Genomic DNA, 19,679 nt, shown 5'->3' on the forward strand with positions numbered 1-19,679 from the left:
GCGGCTGTCAGGCAAGGCCGCGCGCGATCCGGGTATTGCGGCCTTGCGCGCGGCAGAAAACGCCGCGCTCAGTTGCGAAAGTTCGAGCCTTCCTCGTCGAGGATCGCCTTGAGTTCGTCGAGGTGCCGGCGCGCCCCGGCCACGGGGTAGTCGTCGATCTGCTGAGCCACCTTGCGCGCCACCTCGTCGGGCAGCCGCCTCAGCGGCTTTCCCGTCCACAGCGCCTTGATGTAGGTCTCGCAGGCACGCTCGAAATAATAAAGCCGGTCGAAGGTCTCCGCGACGCTGTCGCCGATCACCAGAACGCCGTGATTGCCCATCACCATAACCTTGACCTTGGGGTCCGACAGCAGCGCCGCACACCGCTCGCCCTCCTCCTCGAAGGCCAGCCCGGCATATCCCTCGTCCACCACCACGCGTTCGAAGAAGGTCGCCGAGGTCTGGTCGATCGGCGGCAGGGTCGAATCGGCGAGCGAGGCCAGCACCGTTGCATGCACCGAATGCACATGCATGACGCAGCGCGCATGCTGGCAGTGCCGGTGCAGTGCTCCGTGCAGGCCCCAGGCGGTCGGGTCCGGCGCATCGGGCCGCTCCATGGTCTCCGGATCGTCGGCGTCCAGCTCCAGGAGGTCGCTCGCCCGGATGCGCGAAAAATGCATCATGTTCGGGTTGATCAGGAAGCGGCGGCCGCTCTCGTCGAGCGCCAGCGAGAAATGGTTGGCGACCGCCTCGTGCATGTCGAGCCGCGCCGTCCAGCGGAACGCCGCGGCGAGGTCGACGCGTTCTTCGTAGAAGGTCAGGTTCGGCTTCCGGTCGGCCTGCAAAGGGGTGACGATCATGGTTCGTTTCTCCCGATTTTTCCTGTTTCTGCCCGAATTTTCCGTGGGTTTCAGGCTGTTTTCCGCGGGTTTTCGAGCCGCAATCCGCCGTTCTCGACGATGAAGTCGACGATCTCCGCCACCCCGCGGCCGCGCGACAGGTCGGTGAAGCTGAACGGCCTTGTCCCACGCATGCGCCCCGCATCGGCCTGCATCTGTTCGAGGTCGACATTGACGTGCGGCGCCAGGTCCGCCTTGTTGATCACCAGATAGTCGGAACGCGTGATGCCCGGCCCGCCTTTTCGAGGGATGTCGCCGCCCTGGCAGACCGAGATCACATAGAGCGTCAGGTCGGCGAGGTCGGGCGAAAAGGTCGCCGCCAGATTGTCGCCGCCGGATTCGATGAAGACGATGTCGAGGCCCGGAATCCTGCGGTTCAGCTCGGCGATCGCCTGCAGATTGATCGAGGCGTCCTCGCGGATCGCCGTGTGCGGGCAGCCGCCGGTCTCCACCCCCATGATGCGGTCTTCCGAGATCGCTTGCAGCCGGGCCAGCATCTTGGCGTCCTCGGTCGTGTAGATGTCGTTGGTGACGACCGCGATCGAGAATTCCTCGCGCATTGCCTTGCACAGTTTTTCGGTCAGCGTCGTCTTTCCGGAGCCGACCGGGCCGCCGATGCCGACGCGAAGCGGGCCGTTTTGCGAGTTCATGCGAAATATCCCTTGAAAATCAGCAACAGGAAGCCGGCGCCGATCGCGAGGCAGAGCGGCGAATAATAGCGCACGTCCAGCGTTGCGAAAGGCTGCTCCGGCGTCAACCGCCGCCATGCCGGCGTGAAGCCGGCGACGCCGCGGCCGAGGAACACCAGCATCGCACCCGCTCCTGCGATCATGGCGAACGCTGAAGGAACAGGCAGCACGACGGCGCCGGCCAGCGAGAGGGCAACCAGCGCGGCAACAAGTAAGGCAGCGACCACGGCGAAGCTCGCCGCTGTCGAAGGCATTCGCTCGATACCCTTGAAGCCGGCGATGGCGCGGGCGCAGGAGCGCTCGTCCTCTCCCGGCCAGACGCCGCCAATGCCCCAATAGGCGTGCAGCGCGGCAATGGCGAACAGAACCGCCGCGAGGGCAAAGGCGATCAGGATCATGAGCGGAAAAGCCTCGTATGCAGCGTCTCGTGCCGCATCGCGGCGATTTCCGACATGAGCGCCACGCCGCCGAGATCGTCAAGCGTCGAGCTGTCGGCGCATTCCGCCACCGCCTCGATCGTCGGTTCGAGTTCGGCCAGCACGGCGACGCCGTCCTTCTGCCCGGTGACGCCGAGACGGATTGCCGCCTGCACCAGATTGGAGGTGAAAGCCTGAAGGTAGGCGGCGAGCACGTCGCGGCTCGCGACGCCGTGGCCGCCGGAGACGGCCCCGACCGCGACCGGATAGGCGCAATCTTCCGGCAGCCGCGCCAGCGTTTCGCAGGGCCAGGCAGCGGCGGCCTGCCGGAACGCCATGCCCTGCAGCATCGTTTCCAAATGCCGTTCCTTCGAGCCGGCGAGCGCCTCGGCCAGTTCGTTCAGTTCGGCGAGGTTGCCGCCGTCGCCTGCCTGTCGCCACGCTTCGCGGCACAGCACGGCGTCGTTCCAGCCCGAGCCTTGGCGCAGCAGCGTCTCGATCCAGTTGCTGAGCGTGACCGGGTTGTTGACCAGTCCGTCATGGACCGCGCTTTCCAGCCCGTGGCTGTAGCTGAACGCGCCGACCGGAAATGCCGGCGACAGCCAGGCGAGCAAACGGACGAGGCCGGTCGTCACCGCTTGGCCGCCGCGGCGAGATCGTCGAGGTCGCCGATCCTCAGGAGGTGCAGTTCACGCACGAGCCGGATGGTCGGCTTCAGGCCGAAAAAGGCGGAGCCGACAACGAAGAACCAGATCGCTGCGGTCTCGATCGCCGGATAGAAGAACAGCACCGATCCGACGAGAAAGAGCAGGGCAGCGCAGAAGTCGACGACGGTGTAGCCGAGTTCGTAGGCGGCCCAGATACGGCGGTGGCGGTCGGAGCGCGACCGGTTGTCGGGATCGAATAGGACCATCTCGTCCGTCCTCGCTCAGGCTTGTGGTTTGCCGTTGTACGGCCGTGGCGCGGCGCACTCAGCCGTGGCCATGTCCGGCGTGATGGGCATGTTCGTGGTCGTCCGAGTGGTCGTGGTGATGCGCGTGAGCGTGGGAGTGACCTTGCCCGGAATAGGCACCGCGCAACGGTGTGAACGGCTCGGAGATGTCGCGCACCGCCGCGCCCAGCCCCTCCAGCATGGTGCGGATGACATGGTCGCGCAGGATCACGATGCGGTCGTCCTCTATCTGCGCGGCGAGGTGGCGATTGCCGATATGCCAGCAGAGTTCGGCCAGATGCAGCCGGTCGCGGCCGCGGACGTCGAAAAGGTCCTCCTCGGCCGCGATGATTTCGGCGTGACGGCCGTCCTCCAGAACCAGCACGTCATGCGCCTCCAGCGCCACCGGTTCGGCAAAGTCGACCAGTACCTTGTCGCCATGGGCAAGGGACACTGCCTTGCGACGCAGATGACGCTCGTCATGCGCAAGCACCGCGACATCGAACGGCAGCGGCCGGCCCGGGTCGGCTGCGACGTTGGCGGCGCGCCGAAATGTGGTCGCCCGCAGCATCAGAAGCTGCCGCCATTGGCCTGCGAGCGCGCTCTTGCCGGGCGCGCCAGCACGCGGTCGAAATAGGCGTTCACGCGGTCCGATTCGACGGCGAACTTGCCGCCGCGCGCCCAACTGCCGATGTCGCCGAGCATCACGTCGACGGCCGAGAAGCGGTCGCCGAGCGCATAGTTGCGGCCATCGAGCCGTCGGTCGAGCGCCTTGATCTCGTTGCCGAAGTCGAAGGCCGTCGCGGGCCCGACATCGACCCGGAGCTTTTCCGGCAGCAGGAAACGGTGGCGCAGCTTGTTCCACAGCGGTGCCTCCAGCTCCGACTGGATGAAGAACATCCAGCTGTCCATCTCGGCGCGACCGGCGAGTCCGGGCTCGGGACCCATGCCCTTGTCGGCGTGTTTTTCGGCAAGATAGCAGCAGATCGCAGCGGAATCGGTGATGACGAGATCGCCGTCGATCAGCATCGGCACCTTGCCCGACGGATTGAGCGCATAGGCCTCCGGCGAGCGGATCTTGACCTCGGAGAACTCGTAGGGTTCGCCAAGCTCTTCCAGCATCCACAGGACGCGGCTGACCCTCGACCCGCGCGATCCGACCGCCTTGTACATTCGCACACTCCCCGACTGTTAGCCGTCCGCTCCCGCCTCAACTCGGCGTGTCGAACAGGCGCCAGATCCACGATATCTGGTAGACGAGCGTGAAGGCAACGAAGGCGACGTGGAAACGCCGGTTTGTGGTGGCGATCGCCACCAGGCAAAGCGACGCGAAGACGATGGTGCGGACCAGATATTCGTGGCCGAATCGGGCGAAATGCGCCTCGCCCTTGATCAGCGTGTCGACGACGTCGAACAGATACGTCGCACCAAGCAGCCCGAAAAACCATGCCCGCCGCGCAAAGAAGAACTCCTCGTAGCCGGCGTAGTCCCACATCGAATCCGGGAAGAGCAGCGCGCAGAGCAGGAACAGGAGCACGGCATAGGCGAGGATGAAGAAATAGACGCCGAAGGTCCATTCCTCGATGTGGAACAGGCCGAACTGCCACCACCAGAAATGCACCAGCATCAGCAGCAGCGAGGCGACCCAGGCCAGATGGACCGGATAGAGCGGGTATTGGCGCGGATGCTGCACGATGCGCGCCACCCCGGAGAGCAATCGGGTGACGCCAAGCCCGATCACCATGCCCATGACGATGCGGATATGGGGAAAGATTTCGCCGATGGCGGCCTGCGCCGTTGCGTTCTCGGTCATTGCTCGCGATCGATCATATGCGGAGCGACACCGCTGACTGCAGGATCGCCATCATGCTCCGTAACGGTCGTAGCGCAACCTTGACATTTCGGTGCGAGGTGCGTCACGCGCCGCTGCGGTCGGTGACACCCGGGTTCGCCTTGAGATAGCGCAGCGCCTTGCGGAAATAGGCGGCGGGCCCGCTGCCGAGATGGGAGCGAGCCAGCGCCTGCCAGGCCGGATCGTGGATGACGAACAACGCGAGGGCAAAGGCCCGCTCGGCTGGTGAAAGGTAACCCTGTCGCTTGAAAGACCAACCCTGGGTGCCGGTGGCTGCATCGCTGTACTGCCGGAACTGCGATGCGGTGTTGCAGTTGAAAATCCCGAAACCGAAATTGGTAACGCAAGGTCGGTTGCGAATTCCTCCATGTCCTCGCCGCCCGGCGGACCTTCACCAATCGAAAACAACAGCGGGTGGCACAGTTCGTGAGCAAATGCGGCGATCAGTTCCATCGGATGGTTCACGAGGCTCGGCTCGTAGGTAATGACCATACGCTCGCCGTCGACGGAGAATGTGCCCGCAGGCCCACCGGGCGCATTCTCGACGACCTGCATCGGGCCCAAAATCGCATCCACAGACGCCTCTTGGGCCACGAGTTCGAACTGGCCTGGATCGACACCGAGGTGGCTGGCGACCTGTGTAGAGTAATGCAGCGCGGCCTCGTGTCCATCGCCTGTGGCAACGGAGAAGAACGCGGCAGTGGGCAGAACCAGTTCGCGGTCGCTTTGCAGGCCCGTGCCGGGAAACTTTTCGGATAGCCAATGCCAGCACGCCAGCAGCCATTCCTCGTCATCCGGTTCCAGCAGTGACCGCGTGCGCCAGAACCAGGCCATGGCTAAAACAGAAAATACCGCTGCGCCATCGGCAGCACCGTCGCCGGCTCGCAGGTCAGAAGCTCGCCGTTGGCGCGCACCTCGTAGGTCTCCGGGTCGACCTCGACATGCGGCGTGGCGTCGTTGAGCACCATCGCCTTCTTGCCGATGCCGCCGCGCGTATTTGCCACCGCCACCATGTCCTTTTCGACGCCCAGCGCTGCCTTGAGCCCGCGGTCGAGCGCGGCTTTGGAGACGAAGGTGACCGAGGAATTGGTGACCGCCTTGCCGAAGGCGCCGAACATTGGCCGCATGTGGACCGGCTGCGGAGTCGGTATCGAGGCGTTGGGATCGCCCATCGGGGCCGCGGCGATGGAGCCGCCGACCAGCACCATGTCCGGCTTGACGCCGAAGAAGGCCGGGTTCCAGAGCACCAGATCGGCGCGCTTTCCGACTTCGATCGAGCCGATCTCGGCCGCCATGCCCTGCGCGATGGCGGGGTTGATGGTGTATTTGGCGATGTAGCGGCGGACCCGGAAATTGTCGTTGTCGCCGGTTTCCTCGGCGAGGCGGCCGCGCTGGCGCTTCATCTTGTCGGCGGTCTGCCAGGTGCGGATCAGCACCTCGCCGACCCGGCCCATGGCCTGGCTGTCCGACGAGATGATCGAGAAGGCGCCCAAGTCGTGCAGGATATCCTCGGCGGCGATCGTCTCCTTGCGGATACGGCTTTCGGCAAAGGCGATGTCCTCCGGGATCGACGGCGACAGGTGATGGCACACCATCAGCATGTCGAGATGTTCGGCGATGGTGTTGACCGTGTAGGGCCGGGTCGGATTGGTCGAGGACGGGATGACGTTTTGAAGCCCGCAGACCTTGATGATATCGGGTGCGTGACCGCCGCCGGCACCCTCGGTGTGGAAGGCATGGATCGTGCGCCCCTTGAAGGCCTCGACGGTGCTCTCCACGAAGCCGCTCTCGTTGAGCGTGTCGGTGTGGATCATCACCTGCACGTCGTGCTCGTCGGCGACCGTCAGGCAATTGTCGATCGCCGCAGGTGTGGTGCCCCAGTCCTCGTGAAGCTTGAGCGCGCAAGCGCCGCCCAGCACCATCTCGTGGAGCGCCGCCGGTAGCGAGGCATTGCCCTTGCCGGCGAGACCGATATTCATCGGGAAGGCGTCGAAGGACTGGATCATGCGCCCGATATGCCACGGCCCCGGCGTGCAGGTGGTGGCGAGCGTGCCGTGAGCGGGGCCGGTGCCGCCGCCGAGCATGGTGGTGACGCCCGACATCAACGCTTCCTCGATCTGCTGCGGGCAGATGAAGTGGATATGGGCGTCGAAGCCGCCGGCGGTGAGGATGCGGCCCTCGCCGGCAATCGCCTCGGTGCCCGGGCCGACGATGATGGTGACGCCCGGCTGGGTGTCGGGGTTGCCGGCCTTGCCTATCGCCGCGATCCGTCCGTCCCTCAACCCGATATCGGCCTTGTAGATGCCGGTCGCGTCCACAACCAGCGCATTGGTGATGACAGTGTCGACGGCGCCGTCGGCGCGGCTCGCCTGGCCCTGGCCCATGCCGTCGCGCAGGACCTTGCCGCCGCCGAACTTCACCTCTTCGCCGCGGACGGTGAAATCCTTCTCGACCTCCACGAACAGCTCGGTGTCGGCCAGGCGAACCTTGTCGCCGACCGTCGGCCCGAACATCTGCGCATAGGCTGAGCGTGAGATCCTTGCCGGCACGGTCTAGGCCTCCTTTTTTGACCGCCAAGCGGCGGAGCGGTATTCTTGCGGGATGTCCTGGCTGAGCGGGTCGTCGAAGCCGAGAGCTTCGAGTTCGTCGAACCAGCGCTCGCGCTGGCTTTCGGCAAGCTTGGCGCCGCACCACGGACAATGGCGGATGGTCACTGTCGAGGCGCCGCCATCATGGACGATCAGCCCGTATTCGCCGATGACCGGGCTGTAGGCGATCAGCATGTCGGCGCAGGCGAATGGGTCGTCGGCATGCTCGATGCAGTCGTTGGCAATCGCCGCCGTCATGTCGTCGCAGCAATGCGCGACGGCCGGCTCCGCAAAGCTCGCAGGGACGCCGTCAGGGTCCATCCAGAGCACGCGGTAATCCGGGAAAAGCCGCTGCGACATCACATTCTCGACCGATTGGGAACGACAATGGCCGGCGAAACGTTTGCTCTCAGGGGAGAGCACACGGCCGAGACGAGCGAAAGGAAGGGGATTTTTGCATGCTCGAAACGATGGATCGCGACCACCGGCTGCTCCATGCGCTTTTCGGCGCGGTGCTGATCGCGGCGGTCGCGCCCGGCGCGCCGCTTCTGGCGCAGGGGCTTGAGAGCGAGGAGGCGATCGACAAGATCGTCGGCTCCGAGGTGGTCAAGGAGGAAAAGCAGGCATCGGCGGAGCCCGAGCGAATCGTGAGCGCGATCGAAAACACCGCTTCGAACACCCGTGAGGTGCGGCGCAAGTTCAGTCTGGACCGCATCGACATCGTCTTCCTGCCCGACGCGGCCGACGACCAGGCGCCTTCGGAGATCGACGCCAAGCTGGCCGAGCATGAGGACGAGATCGCCGATCTTCGCCGCGAAATCGAGGGCAACGCGATGCTCTACCATGCGATCGATTCCCGCTCGGTCATGATGAGCGACGTTCTCGCCGTCGAGTTCGACGCCGATAACGGCGTGACCATCTTTGCCGCGGCAAAGCCGGTCGAGTAGGTTCGTCTGCCGGGCGGTGCTCTTGGCCACCTACAGCTTCCCCATCACCTGCTGACGGAACCCGTAGACGGCGCGCCCGCCACCGAGCGGCACCAGCGTGACGTCGCGCTCCTGCCCGGGTTCGAAACGCACCGCGGTGCCGGCGGCGATGTCGAGCCGCATGCCACGCGCCTTGTCGCGGTCGAAGCGCAGGGCCGGGTTGGTCTCGAAGAAATGGTAGTGGCTGCCGACCTGCACCGGGCGGTCGCCGCTATTGGCGACCTTCAGAGTGACGGTCGGTGCGCCTGCGTTGAGCTCGATGTCGCCTTCGGCCGTGATGATCTCGCCGGGTATCATCTTTCCCCCCGTCAGGCGCCGAGGGCCAGCAATATCCCGCCCGTGGCGGCCAGGCCGCCGGCGATCCGCGCAACAGTTCGCCCGGAGCGCGCGCCGAAGGCCCGCCCCAGCCATATGCCGAAGCCGATGCCGGCCGCATGCAGGATAGCGGTCGCGAGCGAAAAGCCGAGCGCGTAGATGGTGGCGCCGGCGGCGCCGATCTCACCGCCATGTGCATAGCCGTGGAAGAATGCGAAAAAACCGACCATCGCCATGGCGGCGGGTACCGGGACGCTGAGCGCGACGGCTGCGAGCAGTCCGATCACGATGACCGAGGCGAGGATGACGGGTTCAACGAAGAGCAGCGGCACGCCCGCCATCGCGGCGAGGAAGCCGGCGAACATGGTTCCCACGAACGCCGCCGGCACCTGCCAAAGGGCTTTGCGAGTTGCGAGCAGGCTTGCCCACAGGCCGACGGCGAGCATCGCGAGGATGTGGTCGGTTCCGAAGAGCGGATGCGAGAAGCCGGCCATGAACGACCCGTGCTCGCCGGGGTCGAGATGCGCGAATGCGGGCAAAGTGCTGGCCGCAAGCAGAGCGGCGGCGATAGCGGATTTCCTGATCATCTGTTTCCTCTAGATTTGCCCACGATTGTACCTAGGCGGCCCGGCCGGCCGGAGCGCAGCCCTCGGCCTTCAGGACACGCTTGTCGGAAGGTGGAAACTTTTTCAGCAGGTGCGCCGGCCGGATCGGCCGCGGCGAAAAATTGCCGCCGCAGTTCGGGCACACGCCCGCGAGGACGCCGGTGGCGCAATCCGTGCAAAAGGTGCATTCGAAGGTGCAGATCATCGCGTCCGGTGCGTCGGGCGGCAGACCCTTGTCGCAGCATTCGCAGTTCGGCCTGAGTGCGAGCATCGCTTATGCCTCCTAGCGGATCGGCTCGTGCACGGTGACCAGCTTCACCCCGTCGGGGAAGGTCGCCTCGACCTGCACGTCGTGGATCATCTCGGCCACGCCCTCCATGACCTGCCCGCGCGTCACGACGTGGGCGCCGGCCTCCATCAGGTCGGCAACGGAGCGGCCATCGCGCGCGCCCTCAACGACGAAATCGCTGATCAGCGCTACCGCCTCGGGATGGTTGAGCTTCACCCCGCGCTCCAGCCGCCGGCGCGCCACCTGCGCGGCCATGGCGATCAGCAGCTTGTCTTTTTCCCGCGGCGTCAGATGCATGCGCGTTTCCTAAAGTGACCACAATTTGGGCGCGGCTGCCTGTCCGCTGAGCAGCCCGATCAGCGGCACCAGCCGCTTTCGCAACTCGTAGCCGTCGCCGGCAACCAGCCTCGCAAGAAGCTTGCCATATCCGCCGACCTCCCAGGCCGAGACGCCACCGTCTCCCACGATCGCCCGCGCTTGCGAACAGAGCGCCGGCGCGTCCTCACCCACCAGCAGCACCGTCGCCACCGCGCGGCCGGCATTGGCCGTGGCGCGCCGTGCCAGCGTTTCTTCGACGTCGCCGCCGATGAAAAGGTGTTCTCCATGCACCAGCCGTCCGCCGCACCTGATACGCCAGCGATCGGCCATCGAGGCCTGGCGGACGGTCTCGCCCATGGCGCCGCGGCCGAAGATGGTCGCCTCGACGAACAGGCCGCGTGCCGAAGGCGCCAGGTCGGCGTCGAGCGTGCGGCGCAGCGCGGCGCCATCGAAGAGGATGGTTTCCTGCGGCAACCAGTCGATACGCCCCCCGTCGCCCACCGTGATTTCGGCCGCGACGCGGGCGCTCCCGCTGCTTGCGCGGTAGAGTTTCTCGCAGGCCTGGGTGGTCAGCGACAGCGCCGCATTCGAGCCGACGTCGAACGACCACGACAACTGGTCGCCGCCAGTCAGCCCCCCGGCAGTGTTGATGAGCACGGCCTCCAGTTGCTCCGTATCGCTCCGAGGCCATCTGATCTTGGCGGCGCCTTCCTGGAAGAGCCGCGCAACCCGCGTGCGCCGGCCGTCATGCGTGACGACAAGCCGGGCGCGCGCGTCGACGCGCTGCGCCTTGTCCTCATGCCGGATATCCAGTGCCGCTTCCATGCCTGTCCTGTCTTGCTGGAAACGAGACTAGTGGTTCACGGCCAACATTGGCATCTTTTTGTTTCGCTCGCGGTCCAAAAGGGCCGGCGGTCGGCATCCTCCCGGTCCGTCGCTCGTTCTCGCCGTCTTGCCTGTGAAGAACAGCGCGGTTGTGGCGGGGCGGTTAAGCGATTAGAAGGTTTGAAGGCCCGTCGATCCGTGTCGGGGAAGGGGGAAAAATCGCGACAATGAGCGATCAACTTGAAGCCGACATTGTCGAGAAGGTCGCCGCGCACGCCGGGCTCGACAAGAACGATATTTCGCTGAGCACCGACCTCATGGAACTCGGCATCCATTCGCTGGAGTTGACCGAGATCATCTTCGACATCGAGGAGCAGTACGATGTCGAGATCGAGATGAACACCTCGGAGGCCTGGAGCAAGCTGAAGAATGTCGGCGATGTGGTGGCGGCCCTGCGCAAGCTGATTGACGCGAAATCCTGACATGACGGAGCGGCCACGGATCGTCATCACCGGCCTTGGCGGCATCTGTTCGCTGGGTTGCGACGCCCCGACGATCTGGCGCGCCATGACCGAGGGGCGCGACGGCATCGGTCCGATCGAAACCGTGCCGCTGCATGATCTCAAGGTCCGCATCGGCGGCGAGATCGCCGAATTGCCCGACACCGGCCTCGAGCGGCGCCAGCTCGTGACCATGGACCGCTTCAGCCGACTGGCGACGATCGCCGCCGGCGAGGCCCTGGGCCACGCCTGCGTCGACATGGAAAGGATGAACCGGAGCCGCATCGGCGCCGTCATCGGTACCGGGGTCTGTGGCTGGGAAGCGATCGAGGAGAGCTATCGCGCTGTTTTCCTTGCCGGCAAATCGCGCGCCAACGTGTTCACCGTGCCCCGCGTCATGCCGGGCGCCGCCGCCGGCCAGGTCAGCATGGTTCACGGCCTGCGCGGCCCTGTCTTCGGGGTGACGTCGGCCTGTTCTTCGTCCAATCACGCCTTTGCCGCCGCGGCCGACCAGTTGCGCGCCGGCCGCGCAGACGTGATGCTCGCCGGCGGCAGCGACGCCCCGCTTGTCTACGGCGTGCTGAAGGCCTGGGAGGCATTGCGGGTGCTCGCCAGGGAGGCGTGCCGCCCGTTTTCGGCCGACCGGGAAGGGCTGGTGCTCGGTGAGGGCGCCGGCGTGGCGGTGCTTGAAACCTACGAACATGCTCGCGCCCGCGGAGCGCCGATCCTTGCCGAACTTGCCGGCGTCGGCATGTCGGCCGACGCCTCCGATATCGTCGCCCCGACACTCGAGGGGCCGGTATCCGCCATGCGTGCCTGCCTCGATGATGCAGGCCTTGCCAATGACGAGATCGACTACGTCAACGCGCACGGCACCGCGACCAAGGCCAACGACCTGATAGAGACGCGCGCCATACAGACCGTGTTCGGCAATCACTCGGGCGCGTTGTCCGTGTCGTCGACCAAGTCGATGCACGCTCACTGCCTCGGCGCGTCGGGAGCGCTTGAAATGATAGCCTGCGTCATGGCGGTGCGCGAGGGCATCGTGCCGCCGACCATCGGCTACCGCGAAGCCGATCCCGACTGCCCGCTCGACGTGACGGCGAACACGGCCAGGGAGCGGCCGGTGCGCGCCGCCCTGAGCAACGCCTTCGCTTTTGGCGGCACCAATGCCGTGATCGCCGTCAAGCAGATCTAGACGTCGGGGATTGCCGCCAGACACAGCGGGTCGAGCGGCCGCGAACTGCTATGCTGACGAGGGTCTAATGAACAGGCTGAGCGATTTCCCCATCCACAAGCGCTGGCCGGCCACACTTCCGGACCGCCTTCAGCTTTATTCCTTTCCCACCCCGAATGGCATCAAGGTGTCAGCGGCGCTGGAGGAGAGCGGCCTTCCCTACGAGGCGCATCTGGTCAACATCCTCGACAACGAGACCTGGACCGAACCGTTTCTGGCGCTCAACCCGAACGGCAAGATTCCGGCGATCATCGATCCGGACGGCCCGGGCGGCCGGCCGCTCGGCCTGTTCGAATCCGGCGCGATCCTCGCCTATCTCGCCGACAAGACCGGCAAGCTGACGCCGCACGACGACGACGCCCGCTACGAGACGCTGCAATGGGTGTTCTTCCAGATGGGAGGCATCGGCCCGATCTTCGGCCAGGTCGGCTTCTTCTACAAATTTGCCGGCAAGGACATCGAGGACAAGCGGCCGCTCGAGCGCTATGTCAAGGAATCGACGCGTCTGCTCGGCGTGCTTGAGGCGCGCCTTGCGGGGCGCCAGTGGATCATGGGCGACGACTACACGATTGCCGACATTGCCTGCTTTCCATGGGTGCGGACCTTGCGTGACTTCTACCAGGCCGGCGACATCGTCGGCATAGTGCGCTTCCCGAGGGTGATCGACTGGCTGGAACGTTGCCTGGAGCGCCCCGCCAGCAGGAAGGCGCTCAACATTCCGCCGCGCCCCTGAGCGGCTGGTCTACTGGCCGAAAAGCTTGCTGAGCGCCTGCCGGACCTTCGAGCGCTCTTCCGGGTCCGTGTTTGGCGAGGAGAGGTAGTAGTCGAAGAACTGCCGCGCCTCCTTGAAGCTGCCGACACTGCCGTGGCGCAGGAAGGAAAGCGTGCTGAGCAGAACGTCGTCATTGCCGCAGGCATTGGGCGAATATTGCCAATAGGTGCCATGTTCACCTTCGGCCCGCGTCATTCCGCAGCGCTTGTCCGGCGGCGCGTCGCGCCAGAACAGCGACAGGATGTCGGTCAACGCCGAGGGGTTGTTGGCATAGTAGCTGTGCTTGAGCATGTCTTCGCCGATCTCGGTCATGTCGATGCTGTCGACCTCGGCGGTATGCAGGATCGAGCGGCCACCCTGGCCGGCGCGCGGCGCGTCGCCATGCAGCTGACGTGAAACGGCCAGCGCCCAGTCCTTGTTCGATGCATAGAGGGTGATCCGGTTCACGACCGGGCGGATGGTCTTCATCATCTCGGCGAAGAGGCCGGCGTCGAGGTCGGGAGCGGTGAAAAGCACCTGGTCGAACGCCGGTCGCGGACCCTGGTAGCGCAACGCGAAGAGTTCCAGCGCGTCCGTCATCGCCCGGTTGCCCATCGAGTGCGCGATCAGGTGGATTCGAGTTGCTCCCGACCGGGCCACCAGGTCCTCGAGAAAGTGGCTGAGCCGTCGGCCTGACAGGTTCACCACCGCCGTGTCGGCGATGTAGCTCATCACCGAAGCCCGCGAGGGCCATGAATAAAGCACAGGCAGGCCGTCGAAATTCATGTCGTGCGCCATCTGCGCGGTGCGCTGGGCAGCCTCGTTGAAGGGCACATTGAAGCCGTGGACGAAGACGAAGGCTTCCTTTGACTCCATCTCCTCCGTCTGCGCCCGCATCTCGGCGAAGACGTCGTCGCCCGATTTCGGCGTCACCGAGTGGAGCACGATGTGGCGTTCCGGGTCTTCGCGGAACTGGAAGGTCCACCATGTCGGCTTTTCGATCTGGCCGGGGCGGTGGACGTCGGGAATGCTCACGATCGCGGTGCCCATCTCAAGCTCGCCGCGCTGTCCACCGTAGAATTCGTTCGGATCTTCGCTGCCCGAGCGAGCCCTGTCAGTCGCGTAATAGACCTTGACCTCGGTGAATTTCTGGCCTCCGTCCGGGGAGAATCCACGCCCGCTCTCCTCATGCACCTTGACCGTCTCGCTCGCCGTTTCACCGGCCTCGGTTCCCTCGCCGGCCACAGCGATGCTTTTCAGTGTTTCCAGGATCGGTTCGGCGGCGTTTTCGAGTGCCGAGGAGCGGATGATCGCCAGCGCGCGCGCCAAAAGGTCGACGGCTTCCTGCTGATTGCCTGCGGCGAGAAGATCTTCCGCCGCCTGACGCAGCGGTGCGACGAGCGACGGCGCAGTCGCTCCCTCGTCCGCTTCAATCACAGCTACCAGCTGCAAGCGTGTTTGCGCCGCTGCCGCATGATCGCCGCTGGCGGCTTCAAGGTCGGCCTTGCGGGCGAGCAGGTCCTTGATCGCGCGCTGGTCGTTTTCGGATTCGAGCGCGGTTTCGATCAGGCTTGCAGCCGTCTCGACATCGCCGGCGGCAATCGCCTGCTCGATCCGGATGCCGGTCAGCGGGTCGAACGCCGCCGAGCCCGCGGTCACGCTCGCCGAAAGCGCCAGCGCCGCGACGGCGCACGCCCATTGCCCTGGAAGAAAAATGCCAAGCCGCCAGAAAGCCATCACCCACCCGCTCTTGATTCGCTGCTGCCCGTGCCCAGGGGCCAGCCTGTTTTAGCCAATATTGCGGCTGCGCGACAATTCGGTGAAGGAGAAGCGTCGCGGACGGCCACCTCACCGAGCAATCTTGATGCTGAATGTGGAATATTTGCGGTTGGGCAGTCAGCCGGCGCGGTTCAACCCATGCTGACGACGTGGCCGCTGCGCGGATCGGAACTGCCTGCGGTCAGCGTGCGGATCACCTGTGCGGCCGCCTCCGCGCCGCGATGGTCCTCGACCACCAGTGCGCCGGCGCCGGATGTCGCAAGGTGGGTGAAGAAGGCGATCTGCATCTCGTTGAAGCGGCGCGTCATTTCGGCCGCACCCCAGTCGGCATTGCGCTTTCGGATCTGATTCGGCGCGAAGAAAAAGGTCGGGCCTCCGTCCCGCGCCGTCGTGGCGTCGAAGGTCGACGTCCGGGTGGCGCCGACAAGACAATCATGGACCAGCTTGCCGCCGAAACGCGCGTGCATGCGCTGCCTGAGCGTGTCCTTGCCGGCAAAGTCGACGTAGATCGTGGGTACGGACGCGTCGAGTTGCTCGATCTCCTCATAGACCGCCGTGCTGCCGTAGAAGCCTAGGCCGGTGACGAAATCCCGGTTTGCCGCCGAGGTCAGGCCGATGCGATGCGGCGCACCGTTAGCCTTCATGCAAAACGCGGCTCCGAATGCCGTCTTGGCCGAAGCGCTGGAGACGACGATCTGCTCGGCGCCGAAAAAGTCGTTGTCGCGCAGATAGTCGTCGAGCACGAAGGAGGTGATGAAGAGCGGCCGGAGGATCACCTGCAGCGCCTCGCGGTCGGCGACATACGCCGCGTCGGTCGAGCAGCGCTGATACTGGTTGTAGGCCGATACGAGCCCTTGCCGATGTTCGGCGCCGTCATAAAAGCCGCGCGGGCTGACGCGTATCGGGTGCATGCGCAGCATCTCGGCGATCGGGAAATAGCCGTAGAAACGTTCACCGACCTCGATGCCTTCGACGCCGGAAGAGACGATATCCGCGAACCCCCAGACCGGCATATGGCCCCAGCCCTCATGGTCTGTCGGAAAGAATTGCCAATAGGTCAGCCCTGGCGCATCGCCCAACGCGGCGTAGGTGATGTTGTTGGTGGTCAGCGCGAAACGATCGAGCCGCAGCACCACTTCGCCGTCGCCCGCCGCTGCCGGGGCCGGCCCGCTGATCACCCGAATGTTGCCAAGGTCGTTCTTGTTGGTTTCGATCCGCGCTATGCTTGCCGTTGCCTTGTCCATCCCGTTCCTCCCGGATTTCGCATGAAGCAACCATATCATCGCGTTGGCCGTGCCCGGTTCGGATTTGCGGGGGATGTCGGGAAGGTTGCCGAAGCGCGTCGCAAACCGCTGAAACGCCCGGCCCAGCCGCGCGCCAGGGCGACGGTCAAGGCCATCTACGAGGCCTTTGTTCGGATTCTGTGCCGTGACGGCTGGGATCGGGTGACGACGCGCAACGTTGCCGCCGAGGCGGGCATCGCAGTCGGTACGCTGTACGACTATTTCCCAAACCGGCTGGCGCTGCTTTCCGGCTATGAACGCCATGCCATCGACGAACTGCTCGATCGCATCGAGGTCGATGTGATTACAGCTGCCGGCACATGGCGTGAGCGGTTGGGGCTTCTGGTGCGGCTGACCGCCAACCCGAAGCCGGCCGACCTTCCCTATTTCGACCGCACGATGCTCCTGATCGAAAACGAGTATGCCGAGCCGAAGCACCACCGCCGCGCTTACGAGGAACTGCTCGGGGCTTGGAAGCGCGCGGTTGCGGCATGTACGGACCTGCCGCGCCGGCCTGCCGACCATGAGGTCGAGGCGGCGTTTTCGGCCGCGCTCGGCGCGCGCCGATACGTCGTTTTGGCGGAACCGCGCCATTTCGACCGCAAGCGCTGGCTCGCCGATATCGAGGCGATGTGCATGTGGCTGCTTGCAGGCGAGGTCGCCGCGAACTGACTGCTTCCGCTCGGAGGCCAGCAAGGAAAAGGCCCCGCCGGCGCAAACCAGCGGGGCCTTGTCTTCACGCTTGACGGTCGGCGATCCGACCGCCGCTCAGGCTGATCAGTTGTCGCCCTGCTTCTTCAGCGCGGCGCCCAGAATGTCGCCGAGCGAGGCGCCGGAGTCGGTCGAGCCGTACTGGGCCACCGCCTCCTTCTCCTCGGCGATCTCGAGCGCCTTGATCGACACGTTGATCTTGCGCGTCTTCTTGTCGAACATCGTCACGCGGGCGTCGACTTTCTGGCCGACCGCGAAACGCTCCGGACGCTGTTCGTCGCGGTCGCGCGACAAGTCGGCGCGACGGATGAAACTGTCCAGGTCGTGGTCGACCAGCCGCACCTCGATGCCGCCGTCCTTGATGGCGGTGACTTCACAGGTGACGATGGCGTTCTTGCGCAGATCCCCGGAGGCCGCGGCATCGCCGACGGCATCACGCGACAGCTGCTTGATGCCAAGCGAGATGCGTTCCTTCTCCACGTCGACGTCGAGCACCTGGGCCTTGACCACGTCGCCGCGGTTGTACTCCTCGATCGCCTGCTCGCCCGGACGCGTCCAGTCGAGGTCCGAAAGGTGCACCATGCCGTCGACATCGCCCTCGAGCCCGATGAACAGGCCGAACTCGGTCTTGTTCTTGACCTCGCCCTCGACCTGGCTGCCGATCGGATGGTTGGCGGCGAACGCCTCCCACGGGTTTTCCAGCGTCTGCTTGAGGCCGAGCGAGATGCGGCGCTTCTGCGGGTCGACCTCGAGCACCACCACGTCGACCTGCTGCGAGGTCGACAGGATCTTGCCCGGATGCACGTTCTTCTTGGTCCACGACATCTCGGACACGTGGATGAGGCCCTCGATCCCGGGCTCCAGCTCCACGAAGGCGCCGTAGTCGGTGATGTTGGTGACCGTGCCGGTAATCTTCTTGCCGAGCGGGTACTTGGTGCCGATGTCTTCCCACGGATCCGCTTCGAGCTGCTTCATGCCGAGCGAGATGCGGTGGGTTTCCTGGTTGATGCGGATGATCTGCACCTTGACGGTCTGGCCGATCGACAGGATTTCGGTCGGATGGTTGACGCGGCGCCACGCCATGTCGGTCACGTGGAGCAGGCCGTCGATGCCGCCGAGGTCGACGAAGGCGCCGTAATCGGTGATGTTCTTGACCACACCCTCGACCACCTGGCCCTCTTCGAGGTTCTGCACGATCTCCGAGCGCTGCTCGGCGCGGCTCTCTTCGAGAACCGTGCGGCGCGATACGACGATGTTGCCGCGGCGGCGATCCATCTTGAGGATCTCGAATGGCTGGGGATTGTGCATCAGCGGGGTGACGTCGCGGATCGGCCGGATGTCGACCTGGGAGCGAGGCAGGAAGGCCACGGCGCCGTCGAGATCGACGGTGAAGCCGCCCTTGACCTGGTTGAAGATGATGCCCTCGACGCGCTCGTTCTTGGCGAACTTCTCCTCGAGGCGCGCCCAGCTCTCCTCGCGGCGGGCCTTTTCGCGCGACAGCATCGCCTCGCCAAGCGCGTTCTCGATGCGCTCGACATAAACCTCGACCGTATCACCGACATTGAGCTGGCCGTCTTTCGACTTGGCGCCGAACTCCTTCAGCGGAACGCGGCCCTCGACCTTCAGGCCGACGTCGATGATGGCCATGTCCTTCTCGATGGCGGTGACCGTGCCCTTCACGACCTGGCCTTCGCCGGCATTGGTTTCCTGGAAGGACTCTTCGAGAAGGCTCGCGAAATCCTCGCGGGTGGGATTGGATTGTGACATTGAAACTCCTGGGTGCCCGGCATGGCGGGCGGCACCGGCGGTTCGTGTTGCGTTGGCCTGTCCCGCACCCCGCTCTGATCGAGCAATTGCCGCTTTCGGCGGCGGTCCGGTGCATCCGGATGCGGACGGGCTGTTTGACCCTCCAAAGCAAAAGGGCGGTTCGCCCCTTCCCCGTCTGGCGGGGAAAGCGGGACGCCGCCTTGCCTCAGAGCGTGTTCCGCGCCGCGATGCGGTCGTCGATGATCGCCTTCGCCGCCCGGAACGCGGCTTCTATATCCATTTCGGACGTGTCGAGCAAGTGCGCGTCGGCCGCCGGCTTGAGCGGCGAATCGGCCCGTCCCATGTCGCGCGCGTCGCGGCGCTCGATGTCGGCGAGGATCGCGGCATAGTCGGCCGTCCCGCCGCCGTCGACGATCTCGCGGTAGCGCCGCGTCGCCCTGACCTCGGCACCTGCCGTCACGTAGAGCTTCACTGCGGCGTCGGGGCACACCACGGTGCCGATATCGCGGCCGTCGAGCACCGCGCCGGGCGGCGCGGCGGCGAAGGCGCGCTGCTTTTCGACCAGCACCTGGCGTACCCTCGGCATCACGGCGACCTTCGAGGCGGCTTCGCCGACGCTATGTTGCGACAAAACCGTCCGGTCGAGCGCGCCAGGATCGATGCCGCGCGCCGCCTCCAGCGCGAGGGCCTCGTCATCGAGAGGCTTGCCGTCTGCCAGCAGAGCATGACCGACGGCTCGGTAGGTGAGCCCGGTATCGAGGTGGCGCAACCCGTATCGGACCGCCAGCCGGCGCGCCAGCGTGCCCTTGCCGGACGCGGCCGGCCCGTCGATGGCGATGATCAAGCTCATGCCGGGGTTGAAGCGGAAGGCATGTCGAAAGGCAAGGGCGCGATGACGCGGGCGATCATTCTTCTTCCGCCGGCCGGCGCTTGCGCTTTCCGCGCGCCACTCGGCCTGC

Annotated in this window: 25 protein-coding genes; 5 read left to right on the forward strand and 20 right to left on the reverse strand. The window is 65.4% G+C overall.

The features are described 5' to 3' along the window. Positions 1 to 68 precede the first annotated feature (68 nt). Genes FQ775_RS19540 through FQ775_RS19590 form a run of 11 tightly spaced genes read right to left on the reverse strand, consistent with a single transcriptional unit; the run spans position 69 to position 7,714 of the window. Complete coding sequence (locus FQ775_RS19540) at positions 69 to 839, reverse strand: class II aldolase and adducin N-terminal domain-containing protein (protein WP_146298802.1); 771 nt, start codon at positions 837 to 839, stop codon at positions 69 to 71. A gap of 50 nt (positions 840 to 889) precedes the next feature. After that, complete coding sequence (gene ureG / locus FQ775_RS19545) at positions 890 to 1,528, reverse strand: urease accessory protein UreG (protein ID WP_146298801.1); 639 nt, start codon at positions 1,526 to 1,528, stop codon at positions 890 to 892. Then, positions 1,525 to 1,965 (reverse strand): DUF3995 domain-containing protein, encoded by a 441-nt coding sequence (locus FQ775_RS19550; RefSeq protein ID WP_146298800.1) that lies wholly within the window; start codon positions 1,963 to 1,965, stop codon positions 1,525 to 1,527. The genes ureG and FQ775_RS19550 overlap by 4 nt, the downstream gene beginning before the upstream one ends. Continuing rightward, positions 1,962 to 2,618 (reverse strand): urease accessory protein UreF, encoded by a 657-nt coding sequence (locus tag FQ775_RS19555; protein ID WP_146298799.1) that lies wholly within the window; start codon positions 2,616 to 2,618, stop codon positions 1,962 to 1,964. The genes FQ775_RS19550 and FQ775_RS19555 overlap by 4 nt, the downstream gene beginning before the upstream one ends. Beyond that, on the reverse strand, positions 2,615 to 2,896 hold the full coding sequence (locus tag FQ775_RS19560; RefSeq protein WP_146298798.1) for a YrhK family protein: 282 nt from the start codon (positions 2,894 to 2,896) through the stop codon (positions 2,615 to 2,617). The genes FQ775_RS19555 and FQ775_RS19560 overlap by 4 nt, the downstream gene beginning before the upstream one ends. 58 nt (positions 2,897 to 2,954) lie before the next feature. Beyond that, on the reverse strand, positions 2,955 to 3,485 hold the full coding sequence (gene ureE, locus FQ775_RS19565) for an urease accessory protein UreE (protein ID WP_146298797.1): 531 nt from the start codon (positions 3,483 to 3,485) through the stop codon (positions 2,955 to 2,957). Then, positions 3,485 to 4,087, reverse strand: a complete 603-nt coding sequence (locus FQ775_RS19570) for a glutathione S-transferase family protein (RefSeq protein WP_146298796.1) — start codon at positions 4,085 to 4,087, stop codon at positions 3,485 to 3,487. The genes ureE and FQ775_RS19570 overlap by 1 nt, the downstream gene beginning before the upstream one ends. Positions 4,088 to 4,124: 37 nt before the next feature. Next, complete coding sequence (locus tag FQ775_RS19575) at positions 4,125 to 4,727, reverse strand: hypothetical protein (RefSeq protein ID WP_167813058.1); 603 nt, start codon at positions 4,725 to 4,727, stop codon at positions 4,125 to 4,127. Between the two features lie 51 nt (positions 4,728 to 4,778). Beyond that, a complete protein-coding gene (locus FQ775_RS19580) occupies positions 4,779 to 5,600 on the reverse strand; it encodes a hypothetical protein (RefSeq protein WP_146298795.1) in 822 nt (273 codons plus the stop codon). 2 nt (positions 5,601 to 5,602) lie between these two features. Further along, on the reverse strand, positions 5,603 to 7,315 hold the full coding sequence (gene ureC / locus FQ775_RS19585; protein ID WP_146298794.1) for an urease subunit alpha: 1,713 nt from the start codon (positions 7,313 to 7,315) through the stop codon (positions 5,603 to 5,605). A gap of 3 nt (positions 7,316 to 7,318) precedes the next feature. Continuing rightward, positions 7,319 to 7,714 carry a DUF6980 family protein gene (locus FQ775_RS19590; RefSeq protein WP_206064783.1) on the reverse strand — a complete coding sequence of 132 codons (396 nt, stop codon included), beginning with the start codon at positions 7,712 to 7,714 and terminating at the stop codon, positions 7,319 to 7,321. Between the two features lie 98 nt (positions 7,715 to 7,812). On the opposite strand from FQ775_RS19590, the gene FQ775_RS19595 reads away from it, so the two are divergent. Continuing rightward, positions 7,813 to 8,301 carry a hypothetical protein gene (locus FQ775_RS19595; RefSeq protein ID WP_146298793.1) on the forward strand — a complete coding sequence of 163 codons (489 nt, stop codon included), beginning with the start codon at positions 7,813 to 7,815 and terminating at the stop codon, positions 8,299 to 8,301. Between the two features lie 30 nt (positions 8,302 to 8,331). Here the strand turns inward: FQ775_RS19595 and FQ775_RS19600 are convergent, their stop codons facing one another. Genes FQ775_RS19600 through FQ775_RS19620 form a run of 5 tightly spaced genes read right to left on the reverse strand, consistent with a single transcriptional unit; the run spans position 8,332 to position 10,692 of the window. Further along, positions 8,332 to 8,637, reverse strand: coding sequence for an urease subunit beta (locus tag FQ775_RS19600; protein WP_146298792.1), 306 nt, complete (start codon positions 8,635 to 8,637; stop codon positions 8,332 to 8,334). An 11-nt stretch (positions 8,638 to 8,648) separates the two neighbouring features. Further along, complete coding sequence (locus tag FQ775_RS19605; protein WP_146298791.1) at positions 8,649 to 9,242, reverse strand: HupE/UreJ family protein; 594 nt, start codon at positions 9,240 to 9,242, stop codon at positions 8,649 to 8,651. A 31-nt stretch (positions 9,243 to 9,273) separates the two neighbouring features. Beyond that, positions 9,274 to 9,531, reverse strand: coding sequence for a DUF1272 domain-containing protein (locus tag FQ775_RS19610; RefSeq protein ID WP_146298790.1), 258 nt, complete (start codon positions 9,529 to 9,531; stop codon positions 9,274 to 9,276). A gap of 12 nt (positions 9,532 to 9,543) precedes the next feature. Then, positions 9,544 to 9,846: an urease subunit gamma gene (locus tag FQ775_RS19615; RefSeq protein ID WP_146298789.1), complete on the reverse strand. Its 303-nt coding sequence runs from the start codon at positions 9,844 to 9,846 to the stop codon at positions 9,544 to 9,546. A gap of 9 nt (positions 9,847 to 9,855) precedes the next feature. Further along, positions 9,856 to 10,692 (reverse strand): urease accessory protein UreD, encoded by an 837-nt coding sequence (locus FQ775_RS19620; protein ID WP_146298788.1) that lies wholly within the window; start codon positions 10,690 to 10,692, stop codon positions 9,856 to 9,858. A gap of 227 nt (positions 10,693 to 10,919) precedes the next feature. Here FQ775_RS19620 and FQ775_RS19625 point away from each other — a divergent pair, with 227 nt between their 5' ends. From FQ775_RS19625 to FQ775_RS19635, 3 genes are all read left to right on the forward strand, one after another. Then, positions 10,920 to 11,174, forward strand: a complete 255-nt coding sequence (locus FQ775_RS19625; protein WP_146298787.1) for an acyl carrier protein — start codon at positions 10,920 to 10,922, stop codon at positions 11,172 to 11,174. Position 11,175: 1 nt separating this feature from the next. Continuing rightward, positions 11,176 to 12,390, forward strand: a complete 1,215-nt coding sequence (locus tag FQ775_RS19630) for a beta-ketoacyl-[acyl-carrier-protein] synthase family protein (protein WP_146298786.1) — start codon at positions 11,176 to 11,178, stop codon at positions 12,388 to 12,390. A 67-nt stretch (positions 12,391 to 12,457) separates the two neighbouring features. Continuing rightward, positions 12,458 to 13,162: a glutathione S-transferase family protein gene (locus FQ775_RS19635; RefSeq protein ID WP_146298785.1), complete on the forward strand. Its 705-nt coding sequence runs from the start codon at positions 12,458 to 12,460 to the stop codon at positions 13,160 to 13,162. A 9-nt stretch (positions 13,163 to 13,171) separates the two neighbouring features. On the opposite strand, the gene FQ775_RS19640 is transcribed toward FQ775_RS19635, so the two are convergent. Together FQ775_RS19640 and FQ775_RS19645 are read right to left on the reverse strand one after the other, a co-directional pair. Continuing rightward, a complete protein-coding gene (locus FQ775_RS19640; RefSeq protein ID WP_146298784.1) occupies positions 13,172 to 14,917 on the reverse strand; it encodes an alpha/beta hydrolase in 1,746 nt (581 codons plus the stop codon). 173 nt (positions 14,918 to 15,090) lie between these two features. Continuing rightward, positions 15,091 to 16,203 carry a DUF2855 family protein gene (locus FQ775_RS19645; RefSeq protein WP_146298783.1) on the reverse strand — a complete coding sequence of 371 codons (1,113 nt, stop codon included), beginning with the start codon at positions 16,201 to 16,203 and terminating at the stop codon, positions 15,091 to 15,093. A gap of 21 nt (positions 16,204 to 16,224) precedes the next feature. On the opposite strand from FQ775_RS19645, the gene FQ775_RS19650 reads away from it, so the two are divergent. Next, positions 16,225 to 16,914 (forward strand): TetR/AcrR family transcriptional regulator, encoded by a 690-nt coding sequence (locus tag FQ775_RS19650; protein WP_146298782.1) that lies wholly within the window; start codon positions 16,225 to 16,227, stop codon positions 16,912 to 16,914. Between the two features lie 105 nt (positions 16,915 to 17,019). Here the strand turns inward: FQ775_RS19650 and rpsA are convergent, their stop codons facing one another. After that, positions 17,020 to 18,720 (reverse strand): 30S ribosomal protein S1, encoded by a 1,701-nt coding sequence (gene rpsA, locus FQ775_RS19655; RefSeq protein ID WP_146298781.1) that lies wholly within the window; start codon positions 18,718 to 18,720, stop codon positions 17,020 to 17,022. Between the two features lie 205 nt (positions 18,721 to 18,925). Next, positions 18,926 to 19,570 carry a (d)CMP kinase gene (gene cmk / locus FQ775_RS19660; protein WP_146298780.1) on the reverse strand — a complete coding sequence of 215 codons (645 nt, stop codon included), beginning with the start codon at positions 19,568 to 19,570 and terminating at the stop codon, positions 18,926 to 18,928. Positions 19,571 to 19,679 lie beyond the last annotated feature (109 nt).

Origin of the sequence: Nitratireductor mangrovi (assembly GCF_007922615.2) — a bacterium.
In the GTDB taxonomy this organism is placed as follows: Bacteria; Pseudomonadota; Alphaproteobacteria; order Rhizobiales; family Rhizobiaceae; genus Mangrovimarina; species Mangrovimarina mangrovi.